This window comes from Aeromicrobium sp. SORGH_AS_0981, assembly GCF_031453195.1.
In the GTDB taxonomy this organism is placed as follows: Bacteria; Actinomycetota; Actinomycetes; order Propionibacteriales; family Nocardioidaceae; genus Aeromicrobium.
The window spans coordinates 1256309-1276195 of sequence record NZ_JAVIZD010000001.1 but is presented as its reverse complement, the minus strand read 5'-3'; the positions used below and the strand labels follow the sequence as shown (position 1 = coordinate 1276195).

Annotated in this window: 19 protein-coding genes and 1 pseudogene; 6 read left to right on the top strand and 14 right to left on the bottom strand. The window is 72.1% G+C overall.

Annotated features, from left to right (window positions below):
- Positions 1-97 precede the first annotated feature (97 nt).
- Positions 98-1471: an FAD-dependent oxidoreductase gene (locus QE370_RS06485; protein WP_309633848.1), complete on the top strand. Its 1374-nt coding sequence runs from the start codon at positions 98-100 to the stop codon at positions 1469-1471.
- An 81-nt stretch (positions 1472-1552) separates the two neighbouring features.
- Here QE370_RS06485 and QE370_RS06480 read toward each other — a convergent pair whose 3' ends face one another.
- Entirely contained in the window at positions 1553-1966 is a 414-nt protein-coding gene (locus QE370_RS06480) for a hypothetical protein (protein WP_309633847.1), read from the bottom strand.
- Between the two features lie 153 nt (positions 1967-2119).
- Between QE370_RS06480 and QE370_RS06475 the strand changes: the two genes are divergently transcribed.
- The 4 genes from QE370_RS06475 (at position 2120) to QE370_RS06460 (ending at position 6215) form a co-directional block, all read left to right on the top strand.
- Positions 2120-2980 carry a 3-hydroxybutyryl-CoA dehydrogenase gene (locus tag QE370_RS06475; RefSeq protein ID WP_253024190.1) on the top strand — a complete coding sequence of 287 codons (861 nt, stop codon included), beginning with the start codon at positions 2120-2122 and terminating at the stop codon, positions 2978-2980.
- The gene (locus QE370_RS06470) at positions 2981-3577 is read left to right on the top strand and encodes a GNAT family N-acetyltransferase (protein ID WP_253024192.1); all 597 of its coding nucleotides are present in this window, start codon (positions 2981-2983) and stop codon (positions 3575-3577) included.
- A 180-nt stretch (positions 3578-3757) separates the two neighbouring features.
- Complete coding sequence (locus QE370_RS06465) at positions 3758-5317, top strand: AMP-binding protein (RefSeq protein ID WP_309633846.1); 1560 nt, start codon at positions 3758-3760, stop codon at positions 5315-5317.
- Between the two features lie 97 nt (positions 5318-5414).
- Complete coding sequence (locus QE370_RS06460) at positions 5415-6215, top strand: hypothetical protein (RefSeq protein ID WP_253024196.1); 801 nt, start codon at positions 5415-5417, stop codon at positions 6213-6215.
- Positions 6216-6247: 32 nt separating this feature from the next.
- Here QE370_RS06460 and QE370_RS06455 read toward each other — a convergent pair whose 3' ends face one another.
- The 13 genes and pseudogenes from QE370_RS06455 to QE370_RS06395 all read right to left on the bottom strand — a co-directional run.
- Positions 6248-7138, bottom strand: a complete 891-nt coding sequence (locus QE370_RS06455; RefSeq protein ID WP_309633845.1) for a hypothetical protein — start codon at positions 7136-7138, stop codon at positions 6248-6250.
- Positions 7135-8166 carry an SPFH domain-containing protein gene (locus QE370_RS06450; RefSeq protein ID WP_253024200.1) on the bottom strand — a complete coding sequence of 344 codons (1032 nt, stop codon included), beginning with the start codon at positions 8164-8166 and terminating at the stop codon, positions 7135-7137. Before QE370_RS06450 ends, QE370_RS06455 begins: the two co-directional genes overlap by 4 nt.
- Before the next feature lie 385 nt (positions 8167-8551).
- On the bottom strand, positions 8552-9058 hold the full coding sequence (locus QE370_RS06445) for a hypothetical protein (protein ID WP_253024202.1): 507 nt from the start codon (positions 9056-9058) through the stop codon (positions 8552-8554).
- Positions 9055-9681 (bottom strand): hypothetical protein, encoded by a 627-nt coding sequence (locus tag QE370_RS06440; protein WP_253024204.1) that lies wholly within the window; start codon positions 9679-9681, stop codon positions 9055-9057. Before QE370_RS06440 ends, QE370_RS06445 begins: the two co-directional genes overlap by 4 nt.
- The gene (locus QE370_RS06435) at positions 9678-10871 is read right to left on the bottom strand and encodes an MlaD family protein (protein WP_253024206.1); all 1194 of its coding nucleotides are present in this window, start codon (positions 10869-10871) and stop codon (positions 9678-9680) included. Before QE370_RS06435 ends, QE370_RS06440 begins: the two co-directional genes overlap by 4 nt.
- Entirely contained in the window at positions 10871-12202 is a 1332-nt protein-coding gene (locus QE370_RS06430) for an MCE family protein (RefSeq protein ID WP_309633844.1), read from the bottom strand. The genes QE370_RS06435 and QE370_RS06430 overlap by 1 nt, the downstream gene beginning before the upstream one ends.
- Positions 12199-13200 carry an MCE family protein gene (locus tag QE370_RS06425; RefSeq protein WP_253024210.1) on the bottom strand — a complete coding sequence of 334 codons (1002 nt, stop codon included), beginning with the start codon at positions 13198-13200 and terminating at the stop codon, positions 12199-12201. The genes QE370_RS06430 and QE370_RS06425 overlap by 4 nt, the downstream gene beginning before the upstream one ends.
- Entirely contained in the window at positions 13197-14234 is a 1038-nt protein-coding gene (locus QE370_RS06420; RefSeq protein WP_309633843.1) for an MCE family protein, read from the bottom strand. The genes QE370_RS06425 and QE370_RS06420 overlap by 4 nt, the downstream gene beginning before the upstream one ends.
- Positions 14231-15244: an MCE family protein gene (locus QE370_RS06415; protein ID WP_309633842.1), complete on the bottom strand. Its 1014-nt coding sequence runs from the start codon at positions 15242-15244 to the stop codon at positions 14231-14233. Before QE370_RS06415 ends, QE370_RS06420 begins: the two co-directional genes overlap by 4 nt.
- Positions 15241-16542 (bottom strand): MCE family protein, encoded by a 1302-nt coding sequence (locus QE370_RS06410; protein WP_309633841.1) that lies wholly within the window; start codon positions 16540-16542, stop codon positions 15241-15243. Before QE370_RS06410 ends, QE370_RS06415 begins: the two co-directional genes overlap by 4 nt.
- Positions 16539-17441 (bottom strand): ABC transporter permease, encoded by a 903-nt coding sequence (locus QE370_RS06405; protein WP_253024218.1) that lies wholly within the window; start codon positions 17439-17441, stop codon positions 16539-16541. The genes QE370_RS06410 and QE370_RS06405 overlap by 4 nt, the downstream gene beginning before the upstream one ends.
- Before the next feature lies 1 nt (position 17442).
- Positions 17443-18192 carry an ABC transporter permease gene (locus tag QE370_RS06400; RefSeq protein ID WP_236749853.1) on the bottom strand — a complete coding sequence of 250 codons (750 nt, stop codon included), beginning with the start codon at positions 18190-18192 and terminating at the stop codon, positions 17443-17445.
- A 414-nt stretch (positions 18193-18606) separates the two neighbouring features.
- Positions 18607-19203, bottom strand: a pseudogene (locus tag QE370_RS06395) (ABC transporter ATP-binding protein); the annotation flags it as partial.
- A 309-nt stretch (positions 19204-19512) separates the two neighbouring features.
- On the opposite strand from QE370_RS06395, the gene QE370_RS06390 reads away from it, so the two are divergent.
- Positions 19513-19863: a DUF6907 domain-containing protein gene (locus tag QE370_RS06390; protein ID WP_309633840.1), complete on the top strand. Its 351-nt coding sequence runs from the start codon at positions 19513-19515 to the stop codon at positions 19861-19863.
- Positions 19864-19887 lie beyond the last annotated feature (24 nt).

Genomic DNA, 19887 nt, shown 5'->3' with positions numbered 1-19887 from the left:
GACGACTTCGCGGCGTCGGGCCGGAGAACTTAGGATGGACTTACGCACATCGACTGATCCTGGCGGTGTGCCCGTGTTCCCCCCAGGAGTCCCACTGATGAGCAGGAAGCTCAGGGTCGCGATCGTCGGCGCCGGCCCGGCCGGCGTCTACGCGGCCGACATCCTCACCAAGTCCGAGGTCCCCGCGCCCTTCGAGGGCGCGAGCGTCGACCTCATCGAGCGCGACCCGACGCCGTTCGGCCTGATCCGCTACGGCGTGGCCCCCGACCACCCGCGCATCAAGGAGATCGTCAAGGCGCTCAAGCGGGTCATGGCGAACGAGGACATCCGCTTCTTCGGCAACGTCTCGTTCGGCGACGACCTCAAGCTCGACGACCTGCGTCAGTTCTACGACGCCGTCGTCTTCGCCACGGGCGCCCGCCGCGACCGCGACCTCGACCTCCCCGGCATCGACCTCGACGGCTCGCACGGCGCGGCCGACTTCGTGTACTGGTACGACGGCCACCCCGACGTCGAGCGTGACTGGCCGTTCCAGCCGCACCAGGAGTCGGTGGCCGTGCTCGGCGTGGGCAACGTCGGCCTCGACGTCTCGCGCATCCTCGCCAAGACGGCCGACGAGCTGCTCGTCACCGAGATCCCCGACAACGTCTACGAGGGCCTGAAGAAGAACGCCGCGAAGGACGTGCACGTGTTCGCGCGTCGCGGTCCGGCGCAGGTCAAGTTCACGCCGATGGAGCTGCGCGAGCTGAGCCACTCCCCCACGATCGACGTCATCGTGCACCCCGAGGGCTTCGAGCTCGACGAGGGCTCGCTGGAGGCCATCCGCGCCGCCAAGAGCCAGAAGCTCGTCGTTGACGTGCTGCAGAACTACCTGGCCAAGGAGCCGAGCGGGGCCCCGCACCGCATCCACATCCACTTCTGCCAGAACCCCGTCGAGATCCTCGGCGAGGACGGCAAGGTCGTGGGCCTGCGCACCGAGGTGACCGAGCTCGACGGCACCGGCAACGTCCGTGGCACCGGCGAGTTCCAGGAGTGGCCCGTCCAGGCCGTCTACCGCGCCATCGGCTACTACTCCGACAACCTGCCGGGCCTGCCGTTCGACGTCACCGCCGGCGTGGTGCCCAACGACGGCGGTCGCGTCATCGAGATCGACGGCTCGGCCCTGCCCGGCGTCTACGTGACCGGCTGGATCAAGCGTGGCCCGGTCGGCCTGATCGGTCACACCAAGTCCGACGCCGCCCAGACCATCTCGATGCTGCTCGACGACGCGCCCGGTCTCGATCAGGCCGCCCAGCCCGACCCCGAGTCCGTCGACGCCTACCTCGGGTCGCGCGGCCTGGAGTACACGACGTGGGAAGGCTGGGAGAAGCTCGACGCCCACGAGCTCGGCCTCGGCGAGGCCCACGAGCACGAGCGGGAGCGCGTCAAGGTCGTGCCCCGCGAGGACATGGTCCGCATCGCGCGGTCCTGACCCGCACCGCCGCCGACGCCCGTGCCCCGCTGGGGTGCGGGCGTCGGCGCGTCCGGGCGTCGTCGCGTCCGGGCGGACCGGTCAGGTGGGCGGCAGCACCAGCAGCTGAAGGTGGCACGGACCGTCGGGCGACGACGTCGGGATGTCGGTGAGGAGGAACGGCTGCTCCGCGCCGGCCGCGACGTCGTCGAGTCGACGGGTCGCGGCGGGGCTCGTGCCGTCGGCCGGTCCGACCTGGGCGCTCACCTGGTAGCTCGCCTTGTTCTTCGTCGGGTTGGAGACCAGGCCCGTCGCCGACCAGGTGCCGTCGCCGTCGCGGCTGCACTCGACCGCCGACAGCAGCTCCGGCGCGGAACGACCGGTCGGCAGGCCCTCGGCGGTCGGCGAGGCCGACGGCGCGGGCCGGGCGGCCGGGTCCGACCCGCCGCTGCAGCCCGTCGCGCCGAGCGACAGCACCGGCAGGAGCACCGCGGAGGCCAGGTGTCGTGCGCGCATGGGTCCATCCCACCACGTCGGACCCGTCGTCCGAGGCGCACCACGCGCGGTCCCGCCCGGGCCCTTCCCGGCCCGAGGGTGTCCTTGGTGTCGTGCCCGCGTGGCGTAGGCTGAAAGTGCTAGGACGTCCAAGCATCAGGGAGGGAGAGGTCCATGACGATCGCACGTCTGGGCGTGGTCGGCGGAGGACTCATGGGGTCGGGCATCACCGAGGTCGGAGCGCGGGCCGGTCTGTCCGTCGTGACCGTCGAGGTCGACGACGACGCCGCGAAGCGCGCCGCCGAGCGGGTCGAGGCCTCGCTGCGCAAGGCCGAGCAGCGCGGGAAGCTGACCGCCGACGACGTCACCGCGACGCTCGAGCGCGTCACGTTCACGGCCGACCTCGAGGCGCTCGCCGACCGTGACCTCGTCGTCGAGGCCGCGAGCGAGGACGAGCGGACGAAGCTCGACCTGTTCCGGACCCTCGGCTCGATCCTGGAGTCCGACGACGCCGTGCTCGCGTCGAACACGTCCTCGATCCCGATCGTGAAGCTCGGCGCCGTGTCGGGGCGAGCCGACCGGGTCATGGGTGTGCATTTCTTCAACCCCGCGCCGGTCATGAAGCTGGTCGAGCTGATCCCGTCGCTCACCACGTCGCCCGAGACGCTGCAGCGCATGCAGACGTTCGTCTCCGAGACCCTCGGCAAGGAGCCGATCGAGGCCACCGACCGCGCCGGCTTCGTCGTGAACAGCCTGCTCGTGCCGTACCTGCTCTCGGCCATCCGCATGTACGAGGCGGGCTACGCCTCGGCCGCCGACATCGACTCCGGCATGGTGCTGGGCTGCGGGCACCCGATGGGCCCGCTCGCCCTGGCTGACCTCATCGGCCTCGACACCGTCCGCGCCATCGGCGTCTCCATGTACGAGGAGTTCAAGGAGCCGCTCTACTCGCCGCCGCCGGTGCTCGACCGCATGGTCGAGGCAGGCCTGCTGGGCAAGAAGTCCGGCCACGGGTTCTACCCCTACGATCGCTGAGTGCCCGACCTCGACCCTCGACGACCGCGGCTCGCGGACCTGACGTGGCCGCGCCACACGGCCCGGACCACGCTGCGGCCGCTCACGCTCGACGACGTCGACGCCGTGCTCGCCTACCGGGGCGACCCCGACGTCGACCGGTGGCTCGGCCGGCCGGCGCGGACCCGTGAGGAGCTCGTCGACTCGCACTTCGGCGCCGACGACCTCCTCGACGCGCTCGCCGTCGAGGTCGACGGGCAGGTCGTCGGCGACACGATGGTCACCGTCGGGGACGCCTGGGGCCAGAAGGACGTCCGCGAGCGGGCGCGCGGCACGGTCGCCGTGCTGGCCTGGGTGCTCGCGCCCAGCCACCACGGGCGAGGCCTCATGACCGAGGCCGTGGAGGAGCTGCTGCGGATCAGCTTCGAGGAGCTCGGGGTGCGCCGCGTCGTCGCCGAATGCTTCGCCACCAACGAGCCCTCCTGGCGACTCATGGAGCGCGTCGGCATGCGCCGCGAGGCCCACACCCGCCAGGACGCCCTGCACCGCGACCTCGGCTGGGTCGACGGCCTCGCCTACGCGATCCTCGCCGACGAGTGGCGCTCCCGGCACGCCTGACCACGCGGTTTACCACGGTCCCGTGGTAGAGGTCGTCCTCCCACGGGAAGTTTGCCGCGGGAGGACGGGGTTTACCACGGGACCGTGGTAAACCGCGGCGTCGGAGTCACCTGCGACGGCGGTGCAACGGGGGGCGGGGCATGATGGGGTGACCCGCGTCATACCCGACTGGAGGCCCTCGTGATCGTCCCGTTCAGCATCCGCGACTTCCTCGACCGCGCCGTCACCGTCTACCCCGACCGGGTGGCCGTCGTCGACGAGCCCGACCAGCCGGCACCGTCGTGGGGCGAGCTCACGTACGCCGAGGTGATGCGTCTCGCGCAGGCGCAGGCGGAGCGGCTCGACCGGCTCGACGTGCCGGTCGGCGGCCGGGTCGCGATGGTCTCGCAGAACGCCGCGCGGCTCTACACGTCGTTCTTCGGCGTCTCCGGCTGGGGCCGCGTGTTCGTGTCGGTGAACTTCCGGCTCGCGCCGGCGGAGGTCGAGTACATCGTGCAGCACAGCGGCGCGGAGGTCGTCGTCCTCGACCCGGGCCTGGAGCACCTGCGCGAGGCCTGCTCGGCGGCCAAGCACGTCTTCGTCGCCGGCGTCGACGACGAGGAGGTCTGGGGCTGGTCGCCGACCTCCCACGATCGTCCGACCCACGGCGCGCAGCCGCGAGCGTGGGAGCCCGACGAGACCGCGACGGCCACCATCAACTACACGTCGGGCACGACCGCCCGGCCCAAGGGCGTCGAGCAGACGCACCGCGCCCTCTGGACCAACGCGACGGTGTTCGGCTGGCAGGCGTCGGTCAGCGACCGCGACGTGTACCTGCACACGCTGCCGATGTTCCACTGCAACGGATGGGGCCAGGTGTACGGCGTCACCGGCATGGGCGGGAAGCACGTCGTGCTGCGGCAGGTCGACGGGGCGGAGATCCTGCGCCGCGTCGAGGAGCACCAGGTGACCTTCCTCTGCTGCGCACCGGCGGTGCTGTCGGCCGTGCTCGACGCGCTGAAGGACTGGGACGGTCCGGTCGGGCGCGACCGTGTCCGCTGCGTCGTCGCAGGCGCCCCGCCGCCGACCCGCACGATCGAGCGGGTCCGCGAGGAGCTGGGGTGGGAGTTCATCCAGATCTACGGGCTCACCGAGACGTCGCCGCTGCTGACCATGAGCCGCATGCGCGAGGAGTGGGACGACCTCGACGCGACCGAGCAGGCCCGCAGGCTCGGTCGCGCGGGCGCTCCCGCGCTGTCGACGTCGATCCGCGTCGACGACACCGGCGAGGTGCTGGCCCGCAGCAACACCGTGCTCGAGGGCTACTGGGACAACCCCGACGCCACCGCCGAGTCGCTGGCCGGGGGATGGTTCCACACGGGCGACGGCGGATCGTTCGAGGACGGCTACGTCACGATCGCGGACCGCAAGAAGGACGTGATCATCTCCGGCGGCGAGAACGTGTCGTCGATCGAGGTGGAGGACGCGCTCGCGTCGCACCCCGCCGTGCGGGAGGTCGCCGTCATCGGCGTCCCCGACGAGCGCTGGGGCGAGCTGGTCACGGCGCTCGTCGTCGTCGAGCCCGACTCCGGCGTCGACGAGGCGGCGCTCATCGCGCACTGCCGGGAACGGCTGGCCGGCTACAAGTGCCCCAAGCGGGTCGAGTTCCGCGACGAGCTCGCCCGCACGGCCACCGGGAAGCTGCAGAAGTTCAAGCTGAGGGCCGAGTTCTGGGACGGTCGCGAGCGCCAGGTCAACTGACGTCCCGGTCGACGGGGCGGTCTCGCTGTAGCCGCACGCCCGGGCCACCACCTCGCCTAGGCTGGCCGCACCATCCGCCGCACGCCCGAGGTCCGTCATGTCGTCGTCCTGCACCTGCCACTGCGCCGAGAGGCGCCGGCGTCGACCGTCGGCCGCCCTCGTCGTGGCCACCGTCGCGCTCTTCCTGTCGCTCGGCGGCACCTCCTACGCCGCCGTCAAGGCGGGCAGCATCGGCAACCGTCAGCTCGCCGACCGCGCCGTCAGCGCCTCGAAGATGCGCCCCGACTCGGTCGGCACGCAGGCGCTCGTCGACGGCTCGGTGCGCTCGGGGGACCTGCGCAACCGGTCCGTCACCGGCGCCAAGATCGCCCTCGACGCCGTGACCACGCAGGTCATCCTCGACGGCAGCATCGGCAGCCAGGACCTCGCGAAGGGCAGCATCGGCACCCGCGAGGTCGCCGACGGCAGCCTCGGCACGCAGGACCTGACGTCGGACGTCGTCGGACGGCTGCTGCGGGCGCCCGGCACCGGCAGCGGCGGCGCGACCGTCGGCCAGACCCTCTCGACGAGCGTCGTCCTGGCCAGCTCCACGGAGATGCGTGGCTACTCGGTGCCCGCGGACCAGGCGGGCACGGTGCTCGTCACCGGCGCTGCGGCCGTCGGCTCGAGGTTCGGCACCGACGTGACGTGCGGCCTCGTCCGCGCCGGCGAGAGCACCCCGCTCGCCAGCAGCACCGTGACCGTCCCCGCCGAGGGCAGGTCGGTCGTCCCCGTGCAGGCCGTCGTGGCCGTCGCGCAGGACCAGAACCTCTCGCTGCGGTGCTGGACCGCGCTGGGCACCGGGACGGCGACCGCCGCCGACGGCTCCACCCTGACGGTGCTGCGCGTCGGCTCCTGACGCCCCCGTCCCGGGCCGCGCGGCGCGGCGGGTCAGCCGACCAGCCGCAGTCGACGGGGCGCCAGCCCCACCGTCAGCCGCTGCCCGAACGACACGCTCAGCGCGTCGGCCTCGATCCCGTCGCCGAAGCAGACGAGCGTGTCGGACTCCACCGTCACCACGAGCGAGCCGTCGGCACCCACGAGACCCTCCGTGACCTCGGTGCCCGTGGCCGGCGACGGCCACGCCTCGCGGACGAACCAGCACAGGCCCGGGTCGGTCGGGCCGGGCATGACCAGATCGCTGCGCCGCTCCTCCCACGCCGAGCGCAGCCAGCCCGTCGCACCTGTGCCCGTGCCGACGAGGATCCCCGACGACGAGTGCCGCTCCACCCGGTCACCCGCGTGCAGCACGTAGCGCGCGGACTGGTGACCGGGGTCGCCGACGAACACCTCGTTGAGCGCCGACAGCTCCTGGCCGTCGTCGGTGCGCGCCTGCACCATCGTGCGTTCCTGCACCGGACGGTCGGCCCGCTCGACGCCGGCCAGCACGTCGACCACCTGCTGCGGCGCGTGCGGCACGAGCACTCCGGGGTTGCGGCCCCGCTCCGGGTCGACCCCGACCACGGGCTGGCCGCTCAGGTACTTCGCGACGTTGGCGACGAGCCCGTCCTGACCGACCGCGACGACCACGTCCTCCGGGCCGAACACGAACCGGTCGAGCTCGGAGCGCTCCACCTCCGCCCGCCGCCAGTGCAGCGGGATCGCCGCGGACACGACGGCCCGCGCCCGCGCGAGCGCCTCGTGACGCTGCTCGACCTCGGCGATGTCACGGTCGCGGGTGCGCAGGAAGAAGGCGGCCTGGTCACGGGTGGCGTGCCGGGCGACCAGCTCCTCGTACTCCGACCGTCGGTGGACGACGACGGCCCGCGGCCGCAACGTCATCGCGCCGGACCGGGCTCCTGGTCGGCCGCCGCGCCGGTGTCGCCGAGCTTCTCCAGCAACGGCGCGAGCAGGTCGGGCGTGAGGGAGAGGTGCGTGAGGGGCGGCAGGTTGGCCGCGAGCTCGCGGGCGGCGATCGCGAGGATCCGACCCTGGTCGATCTCGGCGTACGACGCGAACGCCGCCGCCTCGGCAGCAGCCTTCGCCTCGCCGACGGTGCGGGCCCGGTCGGCCTCGGCCCGCGCCAGCAGACCCTCCCGCTCGGCACGCGCCGCCGCCGTGATGCGGTCGGCCTCGGCCTGCTCGGTCGCGCGACGCCGCTCGTTCTGGCCGCGCTGGGTGACGAGCTCCTCCTCGCGGCGCGCCAGCTCGATCTGGTTCGTCAGCTCGTTCTCGGCGATCGCGCGCTCCTTCTCCACCGCGACCGCCCGCCGCTCGAAGGTCGCACGGTCGGCCTGCTGCTGCACGGCCTCGCGGGTCGGGGTCTGCAGCGCACGCTCCAGGTCGGCCTCCGCGCGGATCGCGACGACGCGGACGTCGGTGACGGCCAGCCCCCGCTCGACGAGGCGCTGGTCGCCGGCGAGCTCGTCGGCGACCCGCTGACGCACGGGCGCGATGCCGTGGGCGAGCGCGTCGGTGAGCGACGTGCCGGCGAGGTGGTCGAGCGCCGGCTGCTGCGCGAGCTCGGTGAGCAGGCCGCCGAGCCGCTCCAGCGGTCGGGCGTTCCAGTCGCCGGTGCGCGGGTCGATGCCGAAGTCGATGCGGGTGGCGGCGACGGCGGGGTCGACGACCCGGTAGGTGACGGTGGCCTGCACCGACACCACCTGGAAGTCGCTCGTCCGAGCCGTGAACTGGAGCACCTGCTCACGGTCCTCCAGCGGCACCTCGGCCAGGGCGGCGGTGCTGGGTCGGAACCAGAACGACACCCCCGCCCCGGACTTCGTGACCTGACCGTCCTTCAGCTTCAGCACGAACGACGTCGGGTCCGACCGCAGGTGGTTCAGGAACGGACGTCGGGTGATGTCGGCCATCGGTGCTCCCTCTTCTCGACCACGCCCAGTCTGCCCCACCCGCCGCGCCCCCAGCGCCGAGCCCACCCCCCGCGACCGCCCGGCGACAGATCAGCGCGGGCCAAGTCCCAGCGACGGCTTGGAGTGGTCTCGATACACCTCCCCTCGCTGGCGCTCGTGGAGGCACTCGACCAGCGACACCTTCCGCTGGTCGAGTAGCAGCGACAGCGAGCGCCAGCGAGCTTGTCGGTGCGTATCGAGACCACCCGGCAACGGCCCAGCGCGGCCCAACCCGCCAGGACCACTGGGGGTGGTCTCGCTCCGTCGCGGCTACGCCCCTCCTGCGACGGCTCCAGCACCTCCCCTCGCTGGCGCTCGTGGAGGCGCCCGACCAGCGACAGCGGGGTCAGAGGGGGCGCAGGCCGGTGACCTGCCAGGTGCCGGCGGACGACTTCCTGGCCGTGACCGACAGCTGGGCGGCGGAGACGTTGGCCTGGTCCTCGCCGGCGCGCCGGCTGGACTGGTCCACGTACACGAGCAGCTCGGCGTGGTCGCCCTCCAGCTCGGTCACGCCCGCCGTGCTCACCTTGGCGGTGAGCACCAGCTTCTGGCCGGGCGCCTGCTTCTGCAGCGCCGCGAAGAGGGTGTCGTACTCCTGACGCGCCTTGCCGGCGAGCAGGGCGTCCGCGGACTGCTCCGTCGGCGTCGGGTTCGCGTAGTCGTAGGTGAGGACGCGCTCGAGCGCGACCGCCACCTGCGACTGCACCTGCGACGTCTCCTTCGCGTCGACGAGGGCACGGTTGTCGGCCGCCGGCCCCGACGTGAGGTCCGCGTACTGCCACCAGCCGACGCCACCGACGACGAGGGCCAGCAACGACACGACGACGACGGCCGCCCGCCTCGCGCCCCTCACGACAGCTCCACCGCGAGCTGCTGGAGGTCGCTCACCTTCCAGGTCCCACCCGAGCGGACCAGGGTGGCCGTGAAGCGGTTGCGCTTCACGACGGGCTCCGCGTCGGCGTCCTTCGCGTCGCGCACCGTCGTCTCGACCGACGCGATCACCTCGGCGGTGTCGCCGTCGACGTCGAGGACGGCGGCGTCGACGACCTTGCCGCGCGACTCCTTGCCCTGGTCGGCGAGGAGCTGACGGTCCTGCTCGTCCAGCCCCGAGAACTGGTCGTGCAGCGTTCCGGTCGTCACGGCCTTCCAGCTGTCGAGCCCCGCCTTCACGTCGGCGGAGTCGAGGCTGTTGAGCGTGGCGATGTCGCTCGTGGCGCGGATGAGCACGGCGTCGCGCGTGCGGGCGAGCTGCAGGTCGTCGCTGTGCGCGGCGCTCCACCAGGCGACCGAGCCGCTGACCGCGACCGCTAGTGACACGGCGAGCAGGACCCAGCCGAGCAGCCAGCGACCTCGACGCTGCCCGTCCGACGTCGTCGGGCCGTCACCGTCGGACACCCCGGCGTCGCTCGTCGCCGCCTCCATGGCACCGTCTCCCCCCGTGCTGCCGCGCTCTGCCAGCGCAGTCGTCCTGCTCATCGTGCACCACCCATCAGGTCGGCCAGCGAGTCGGCCATGCGGACGTCGGCGCGGACGAGCCGGCCCTCGGCGTCGCGGCTGGGTGCCGGACCCAGCCGACTGGGGACGTTCTTCGGACCTCGGACGTTGGAGGCGCCGGCGCTGGACCGGCAGCCCGCGTCGCGGTTGAACGACTGGCCCGACGAGGTGTCCGTGCCGCGCCGCGGTGCGGTGCCGCCGTAGCCCGTCGTGCACGGCAGCGGCGAGAAGTAGGACTGCGAGAGGGCCAGGTTGATGCCGCGCGAGCCCGTGATGGTCCAGCCGATGCTGAACGCCCGGGGGGCGGTGACCAGCGCGTCCTGGACGCCGTTCGCGTTGATGCCGAACACCTGCGCCGGCGTGACCAGGTTGGCGAGCACGACCCCGAGGGGGCGGCCGACCTCCTGGAAGAGGGTGTCGATCTCGCGGGCCGCCGCCGGCGTGTTGTCGATGAGGGTGCGCAGGTCCCCGTCGGACGACTCGAGCGTCGCGGCGATGGTCGACAGGTCGGCGCTGAAGGAGCGGATGCTCTGCGACGACGCCTCCTGGGTGCGCAGCACGCGGTCGGAGTTCTCGATGAGCCCGCGGGTGACGACGAAGTTGCGGTCGGCGGCCTTCTGGAACCGCTGGGAGCTCTCCAGCAGCGACCCGAAGTCGAGCGCGACCCCCTGGGTGGCGTCGTAGCCCTCGTCGATGACCGACGTGAGCGCCTCCTTCGGCACGGACCCGACGAACTTCTCCCCCGAGCGGAGCAGGGTGTCGATGTCGGGCGGCTGCGACTCGGCGCCCGCGCTCAGCCGGTCGCCGTCCCTCAGGGCCGCGCCACCGGCCGTGCCGCCCTGCAGGTCGACGTACTGCTCACCGATCGCGGAGCGGTTGACCACCTTCGGGCTGGCGTCCGCGGGGATGCGCGGTGCACCGCCCTCGATGGACATCGTGATCCGTACGCCGTCGTCGGTGGGCTCGAGCCGGTCGATCCGACCGACGGGCACGCCGCGGTAGGTGACCTGACCGTTCTCGAACGCTCCGCCTGCGGCGGGCAGGGTGGCCGTGACCGTGTAGCCGGTCGAGAAGGGGTCGAGCCCCACGTACTTGAGGCCGAGGTAGGAGGTGGCGAGCAGCCCGAGGACCACGAACGCCACGATCTGCGCCTTGATGCGTCCGGTCAGCATCACTGCTCACCCTCTCGCGGGCTGGTGGACGGCTCGGCCGACGACGTCGCCGAGGGCGACGGGGTGGGCGTGCGGTCCGGGGTGGGCACGGTGGCGCTCGGGACCGGCATCGACGGCCTCGGGGAGCCCGGGGCCGGCGACGACGTCGGGGGCAGCAGGCTCGGCGGCGCCTCGTCGGACTCCGCGCCGTCGCCGTCGCCACCCTCGGCGGCGTCGCGCTGACGCTGGAGGAGCTGCTGCGGGTCGAGGGCCTTCCCCTGGCCGCTGACGGAGCCGCCCTTCGGGTAGTTCGGGTCCTCGACCTGCGGCCACGCGCAGCCGGCGGCCTGGCAGCCGGCCGGGAGCGTGCGGAAGTTGGTCTCGACGAACACGTTCAGGTAGTCGCCCTTGATGGCCCCGAGCACCGAGTCGGGGAACGGGTAGGTCAGCAGGATCTCGAGCGACTCGGGCAGGTCGCGACCGGAGCGGGCGAGCTGGTCGAGGATCGGGTCGAGCGCCTTGAGGTCGGCGACGATGTCGTCCTGGCTCTTGTCGAGCACGTCGACGGTGACGGTCGAGAGCCGGTCCAGCGACGACAGCATGGCCACCAGCTCCTTGCGCTGGTCCACGAGCACCTGCATGCCGGGCGACAGCCCGTCGAGGGCGTTCGCGATCTTGTCCTGGTCGGCCTGCAGGTTCTTCGACAGCCGGTTGAGCCCGTCGAGCGCCGCGGTGATCGACTCCTTGCGGTCGTCGAGCGTCGTGACGAACTGGTCCATCTGCTGCAGGAACGCCTTGATCTCCTCGGGCCGGCCGGTCGAGACCTGCTGCAGCTCGCGGGAGATCTCCTGGAACTGGCCGATGCCGCCGCCGTTCAGGACCATCGACAGCGAGCCCAGCACCTGCTCGACCTCCGCCGCCTGCGACGTGTCGGCGAGACCGAGCCGCGTGCCGTCGCCGACGGGTCGGCCGGCCTGCGGTGTCGAGGGTCGCACGAGGGCGACGTACTTCTCGCCCAGCAGCGACGTCTGCTCGAGCCGGGCGACGGTGCCGGCCGGCAGCTGGGCGTCGCGGTTGACCAGCAGGGTCACCCGCGCACTGCGGCCGTCGGGGTTGAGCCGGATGCGGTCGACCCGTCCCACGGCGACGTCGTCGACCTTGACGCTCGACTGCGGCACGAGGTCGAGGACGTCGTCGAAGTCGGCGGTGATGTGCATCGGACGCGAGCCGACGTCGGCGCCGCCGGGCAGCGGCGTGTCGTAGACACCGCCGCTGAGCATCCCGCAGCCGGACAGCGTGGCGAGCCCCGCTGCGGCGACGGCGACGGCGAGCCGACGGGTGAGGCGGCTCATCGGTTCGTCCCCGGCAGGAGGGTGGGCGCGTCGCCGCCCGGCGCCCAGATCGACGCCTCGTTGAGGTTGCCTCGACCCGTGAGGGCCTTGCGCTGGGGGTCGTAGGCCCGCAGGAAGTTCTGCAGGACCAGCGGCACGAGCCGCACCGTCTCCTCCAGCGCCTGGCGCTGGTTGACGAGCACCCGGGTCGGGCCCTGCAGGTTCTCGACGCTGGTGCGCAGCGCGCCGCGGTTGTCGCGGATGAAGTCGTCGACGATCGCGAGCGCCTGGCCCAGGTTGTCGATCGCGGCGGCGAGGTCGCCGCTGCTGTCGGCGAGGTAGTCGTTGACCTCGGCGAACTGGCGGTTGACGTTGGCGACCGACGTGTCGTTCTCCACCAGCATGTCGTTGAACTCCTTGACGTTCCCGATCGTCGCGAAGAGGTCGTCGCTGGAGTCGGCCAGCGTTCCCGACGCGTCGCCGAAGTCGCTGATCAGCTGGTTGATCTTGGTGCCCTGGCCGCGCAGGTTGCGGTCGGCGACGTCGAGGAAGCGCGACAGCGCGCCGTCGCGGTTCGCGCCGTCGGGGCCGAGCTTCTCGCTGACGTCGGTGAGGCTGGCGTAGAGGTCGTCGATCTCGACCGGCACGGCGGTGCGGTCGATCGGCAGCACGGCGCCGTCGGGCAGCTCGGGGCCCGACACCCACGGCTTCGTCAGCTGCACGAACCGGTCGGACACCAGCGTGGGCGCGACGATGACCGCGGCGGTGTCGTCGGCGGCCGCCTCACCGTGGTCGAGACGCATCGTCACGGTGACGCCCGCGGGACCGGGGTCGACCCCCGTGACCTTGCCGACCGGGACGCCCAGCATCTGCACGTCGGAGCCGACGTACAGCCCGACGCTGGACTCGAAGACGGCCTTGACGGTGGTGCGGTCGCGGTCGGCGGTGGCCCGCCAGCCGACGGTGGCCACGACGGCGAGCGCCACGACGACGGCGAGCACGAGGCTGCGGCGTCTCACTGGCCCCCTCCCTTCTTCGGCTTGCAGTCCCGGACGACGTCGTTGCGCAGCTCGGGGCTGCCGGAGGAGTCGAACAGGCCGCAGATGTAGGAGTCGATCCACGGACCGTTGCCGGTGGCCGACGCGAGCGTGCGGTAGTACGGGGCCAGACGCCGCAGCGACGCCTCCAGCTGCCCCTGGTTGGCCTGCAGGATCCGCGCGACCTGGTCGAGCTTGGCCAGGGCGGGACGCAGCTGGGCCTCGTTGTCGCGGACCAGACCGACGAGCTGGGTGCCGAGGCGCTTGGTGCCGTCGAGCAGGGCCTGGACGGTCTGGCGGCGGGCGGCGAGCTCGTCGAGGAGCGCGCTGCCGTCCCGCAGCAGCTTCGCGAACTCGGCGTTGCGGTCCTTGAGGGTGCCGCTGACCTCACGGGTCGACTTCAGCAGCCGGGCGAGCTCGTCGTCGCGCTTGGCGATGACGCGCGAGAGATCGGTGAGGCCCGAGACCGACTCGCGGACGGCCTCCGGCGTGTCCTGGAACGCGTCGGACAGGACGTCGAGGCTGGTCTCGAGCTGGTCGGTGTCGATGGCGCCGATCGTGTCGGACAGGTCGGAGAACGCGGCGTTGACGTCGTAGGGGGTGCTCGTGCGCTGCAGCGGGATGGGCCCGTCGAGCTCCCCCGCACCGAGCGGGTCGACCGCCAGGAACTTCTGGCCCAGCGTCGTCTTGACCTTGATCGCGGCGCGCGACTGCGGGCCGATCCGCACCCCCTTGGCGCGGAAGGTGACGAGCACCGACGCGCCGTCGAGGTCGAGGTCGGTGACCTCGCCGACCTTGACGCCGGCCACGCGCACCTCGTTGCCGGGCTTGAGGCCGCCCGCCTCCGCGAAGCGCGCCTGGTGGGTGGCGCCACCGCCGACGACGGGGAGCGCCTGCGCGTTGAACGCCAGGAGGAACACGACGGCCATGACGGTGAGCCCGACGACCGCGATCCACACGCGGTTGCGCTCCCCGAACGCGGTCGGGAAGGAGCGGGCCTTGCGGGACGGGCTCATGCGGTGCACCTCTTCGCGACCGGCTTGGCGCCGAGGTCGCCGAAGTAGCCCTCGGGCCGCGGGATGACGCCGGTGATCTCGCACTCGTAGAAGTTGATCCAGGACCCGTACGACGCGGTGCGGCCGATCCGGTCGAGCTTGACGGGCAGCCGCGCGAAGAACGTGTTCAGCGTGTCCTCCGCGTCGGCCAGCTGCGCCGACAGGTCACCGAGGGACCCGATCGACGCCTTGAGGGGCTGGCGGCCCTCCTCCAGCAGGTTCGAGACGCTGGTCGTGAGCCGGCCCATGCCGTCGAGGGTGTCGCCGATCGTCTTGCGGTCCTCGGCCAGCCCCGAGACGAGCTGCTGGAGGGTGACGATCGTGCGGTCGAGCTCGTCGGTGCGGCCGTTCACGGTGTCGAGCACCTGGCTGAGGTTGTCGATCAGCTCGCCGATGACCCGGTCCTTCTGCGCGAGCGTCGACGTGAGGCTCGCGGTGCTCGAGAGCAGACCCTCGACGGTGGCGCCCTCCCCCTGGAAGACGGCGATGATCTGACCGCTCAGCGCGTTGACGTCCTTCGGGTCGAGGAACTGCATGAGCGGCTGGAACCCGTTGAACAGCATGGTCAGGTCGAGCGCGGGGCGGGTCTCGCGCAGCCCGAAGGTGTGACCGGCGGGCAGCGAGCCGCCCGTGCTGGTCTCCGGCGGCTCGAGGGAGATGTAGCGCTGGCCGACGAGGTTGCGGAACCGCAGCTGCGCGATCGTGCCGCGTGGCAGCCGCACCGCGTCCTGCACGGTGAACTCGACGCCGGCGACCCGGTTGTCGTGCACGCGCACGTCGGTGACGGTGCCGACCTTGACGCCGGCCATACGGATGTCGTCGCCGCGGTTCAGGCTGGTGGCGTCGGAGAACAGCGCCGTGTAGCGGCTCGTGGAGCCGGGCGTGGAGTTGCGGATGGTGCCCGCGAGCATGACGGTGGCGAGCACCGTGACGACGGTGAACACCACGCTCTTGACGATCGTCGCCCTCATCGCAGCTCCACCTCCGTGCCGCGCAGCGTCGGACCGACGAGCAGGCTCGCCCAGCGCGGGTAGTCGTCGGGGCTCATGCCCTGGCTGGGTCCCATGAGCTCGGCGATGAGCTGGTTCTCGGCCGGGGAGTTCGCGTCGTCCAGGCCCGGCGACGCGACCGCGGAAGCGCGGGTGTCGTAGGCCGGCGGCGCGATCGCGGCGGGCTGGGCCGACGACCCTGCCGAGCGGGACCCGGCACCGGTGGGCACGTAGGGGCACGACGGCGTGCCGCCGCCACCGAAGCGGGGCGTGTCGCGGCCCGGCTGGTAGCCGCTGCGCGGCGGGCTGACGTTCAGCACGACCTTCAGGCCGGGCTTGCTCGTGCCCTTGCCGAGCGCCTTGTCCATGCGGGGGATGAACTGGCGCGCCGAGCGCAGCAGGCACGGGAAGGTGCGGGCGTAGGGCGCGGCGGCCTCGAGCGCCTTGCGGCTCTCTCCGGAGAGGATCTCGATCGTGTTGGCGTTCGACGCCACCCAGCCGCGGCTCTCGTCGGCCGACGCGATGACCCGCTGGTACACCTCGGTGAGCGCCGAGCCCTTGTCGACGAGGGTGCTGGACGTGGTGGTGAGGTCGTCGAGCGCGGTCAGCAGGTCGGGCGCGGCGTCGGCGTAGGTGTCGGCGACGGTGGCGAGCCGGCCGAGGTCCTCGGTGAGCAGGGGGACGCTCGGCTGCAGCCGCTGGACGTACTCGCCCCACGCCTGCAGGGTGTCGCCGAGCTCGCCGCCGCGACCGCGCAGCATCGTGGCCAGCTCGTTGAGCGTGGCCTGCAGCTTCTCCGGCTGGATGGACTTCAGCAGCGGCAGGAGCTCGTCGAGCACCTTCTGCAGCTCGATCGCGTCGGACGAGGCGTCCTGGTGGATCGTGGCACCGGCCTCGAGGTGGTCGCCGGCCGACGCCGACGTCGACTGCAGGTCGACGTACCGCTCGCCGAAGAGCGTCTTGGGCAGCAACCGGGCCGTGGTGTCGGGCGACAGCCGCTTCAGCACGTCGGGCTTGAGGGCGAGCGTGAGCACGGCACCGTCGGGAGCGGTGCTGATCTTGGCGACCTCGCCGACCGGCACGCCGTGCAGCTTCACGTCCGACCCCTTCTGCAGGGCGTTGCCGACCGAGTCGGTCCGCAGCTCGACGTCGGAGCGCGGCACGAACGCGCGGTTGTAGGCGAGCACCGCACCGCCGACCAGCGCGACGACGACCAGCCCGTACGTGAGCCCGAGCAGCACGTCGACCCAGCGCGGCGCCTCGCGACGACGCGCGCTCATCCGGCGATCCTCACGGTCGTGGTGGTGCCCCAGAGCGCCATGGAGAGGACCAGGTCGAGCACGGCCACCGTGACGATGCTGCGACGCACCGCCGTGCCCACGGCGATGCCGACGCCGGCGGGGCCACCGTGCGCGGTGAACCCGAGCCGGCAGTGGATGAGGATGATCAGCACCGCGAACACCAGCACCTTCGCGAACGACAGCAGGATGTCGATCGGCGGCAGGAACAGCGAGAAGTAGTGGTCGTACGTGCCGGCCGACTGCCCGTGCAGGTACACCGTGACCATGCGCGCACCGAAGTAGGAGGTGAGCAGGCCGATGACGTACAGCGGGATGATCGCGATGAATCCGGCCACCACGCGGGTCGTCACGAGGTAGGGGACGCTGGGCACCGCCATGACGGTGAGCGCGTCGACCTCCTCGTTGATGCGCATGGCGCCGAGCTGGGCGGTGAACCCCGAGCCGACCGTGGCCGACAGCGCGAGCGCCGCGACGAGCGGGGCGATCTCGCGGGTGTTGAAGTAGGCCGAGATGAAGCCGTTGAGCGCCGACGTGCCGATCTGGTCGAGCGCGGCGTAGCCCTGCATGCCGACGACGCTGCCCACGAACAGCGTCATGCCCAGCATCACGCCGATGGTGCCGCCGATGACGGCGAGGGCGCCGGAGCCGAAGCTGACCTCCGAGAGCAGACGCAGCACGTCGCGCGGGTAGCGCTTGACCGTGGCCGGGATCCAGGCGAGCACGCGACCGTAGAAGCGCAGCTCGGCACCGGCCGACGCGACCGCGTCGAGCGGACGGTCCCACCAGCGCGGCGGCCGGTCGTCGACGCCGAGCTCGGCGAGGGTCGGCTCGGGACGCGGTGCGCGGGCACCGGGACCCTGGGCGGGCGTGAGCGTCATGTCAGGCTCCCTTGCCCGGGACGAGCTGCAGGTACAGCGTCGTGACGACGAAGTTCACGAAGAACAGCAGCAGGAACGTGATGACGACCGACTGGTTCACCGCGTCGCCGACGCCCTTCGGCCCGGGAGCGGTGTTGAGGCCGCGGTGGCAGGCGACGATGCCGGCGATGAAGCCGAAGATCACGGCCTTGAGCTCACCGACCCACAGGTCGGAGATCTGCGCGAGGGCGGTGAAGCTGGCCAGGTAGGCACCGGGCGTGCCGCCCTGGACCATGACGTTGAAGACGTAGCCGCCGACCACGCCGACGACGGACACCAGACCGTTCAGCAGGACGGCGGCGCCGATGCACGCGAGCACCCGCGGCACGACGAGCCGCTGCACGGGGTCGACGCCGATGACCCGCATGGCGTCGATCTCGTCGCGGATGCGCCGCGAGCCGAGGTCGGCGCAGATCGCCGCGCCGCCGGCTCCGGCGATCACCAGGCTGGTGACGATGGGTGCCGCCTGCTGGACGACGGCGAGCACGCTGGCCGCGCCGGTGAAGGACTGGGCGCCGACCTGGACGGTCAGGGTGCCGAGCTGGAGCGCGATGACGGCACCGAACGGGATGGCCACGAGGATCGCAGGGATCCAGGAGACGCTCACGACGAACCAGAACTGCTCGAGCGTCTCGCGCGCCGCGAACGGTCGGCGGAAGGTCGCGCGGGTGGCGTCGAGCGCGAGGGCGAAGACGTCGCCGGTCGCGGTCAGGGAGCGGGTGACCGCCCCCGACGTCGGGTTCGCCTCCGCTCGGTGGGTGTCGTCGTCGTCGGCGACGTAGAGAGGCGCGTTGCCGGCACTGACCCGCTCGCGGTGCCGGACCGAGCTGGGTCGTGCCACGCCGGAGCGCGGCTCGAGCTGACGCGGCAGCACCTCGATGGCCCGGGCGCCGCCGCCGCGGATCGGCCCGCCCGGCCCGTAGTCGACGGGCTCGTCGAAGAGGTCGATGGTGCGGTGGTCGTTCTCCTCGCTCATGCCGATCGGACCCTCGGGGTCGCCGCTCATGAACTGGCTGACGACGGGATGGTCGGTGAGGAGGAACTCCTCGCGCGGCCCGAACATCACGAGCTCGCGACGGTAGAGCATGCCCAGGTTGTCGGGCAGGGTGCGCGCGAGCTCGATGTTGTGGGTGACGACGAGCATCGTCGCGTCCGTCGCGGTGTTCACGTCGACGAGCAGCTGCGCGAGGTTGGAGGTGCGGACGGGGTCGAGGCCGGAGTCGGGCTCGTCGATGAGGATGATCTCAGGGTCGGTGACGAGCGCGCGGGCGAGACCGGCGCGCTTCTTCATGCCGCCGGAGATCTCGCCGGGCACCTTGTGCTCCGTGCCGAGCAGGCCGACCATGTCGAGCCGGTCGAGCACGACCTGGCGGATCTCGTCCTCGCTCATCCGCGTGTGCTCGCGCAGCGGGAAGGCGACGTTGTCGTAGACGTTCATCGAGCCGAACAGGGCGCCGTCCTGGAAGAGCACGCCGAACTTCTTGCGCAGCTCGAGGCGGTGGGCCTCCTTCACCGAGACCATGTCGACCCCGTCGATGAGCACCTCGCCCCGCTCGGGGTCGACGATGCCCATGAGGGACTTGAGGAAGACCGACTTGCCCGTGCCCGACGGGCCCAGCAGCGCGGTGATCTCCCCCGGCGGCAGCGTGAGGGTGACGTCGTGCCAGATGTTCTGGCGGCCGAAGGTCTTGGTCAGCCCCCGTACCTCGACGCTTCCGCCCATGGTGTCCTCGTCCCTCCGTCGACCGTCCGCGGGACGCGTGCACGATGCGTCCAACCGTGGCGACCGTAGGTGTGTCGTGCGCCACCCCGCCAGGGCCGCACCCCACCCGGAGCAAACTTCACCTTTTCGTAACCTTTGCTTGTCAGGTGCATGACAACTTTCGATCGGCCCCGCGTCCGCCGCTGTCGACCACGCGGCTTCCGCTACGCATGAGTCGCAGGATGGGCCCGTCGCGGACCCAGGTCCGGTGTCCGCAGCGACGCCTAGCGTTCCTCGTGTCCCCACCGCGCGACCGACGAAGGGAGCGGCATGCACGGCCACCAGCCCGAGCGCCCCCGCTGGCTCCACGAGCCCTGCCCCTCCTGGTGCGCGGTCGTGCACGCCGACGACGACCACCCCGACGACCGCCACCACGACAGCGCCCCGGTCCACGTCCCCGTCGTGCTCCTGCGTCGCGGCGCCGACGACGCCGCGACGAGGCCCGCACCGGGCGAGGTCTCCGTGGTCCGCACCCGTCGCTGCCACGACCCAGAGGACTGGGTCGTCCTCGAGGAGTCCGGCACCGCGCACCTCGTCCTCGACCCTGCGAGCGCACGCCGCCTGGCGGCCGCCCTCCTCGCAGCGACCGGCCAGGCGTCACTGCCGGGCGAGCGCGACTGAGCCGCGACCGCACGCCGACGAGCG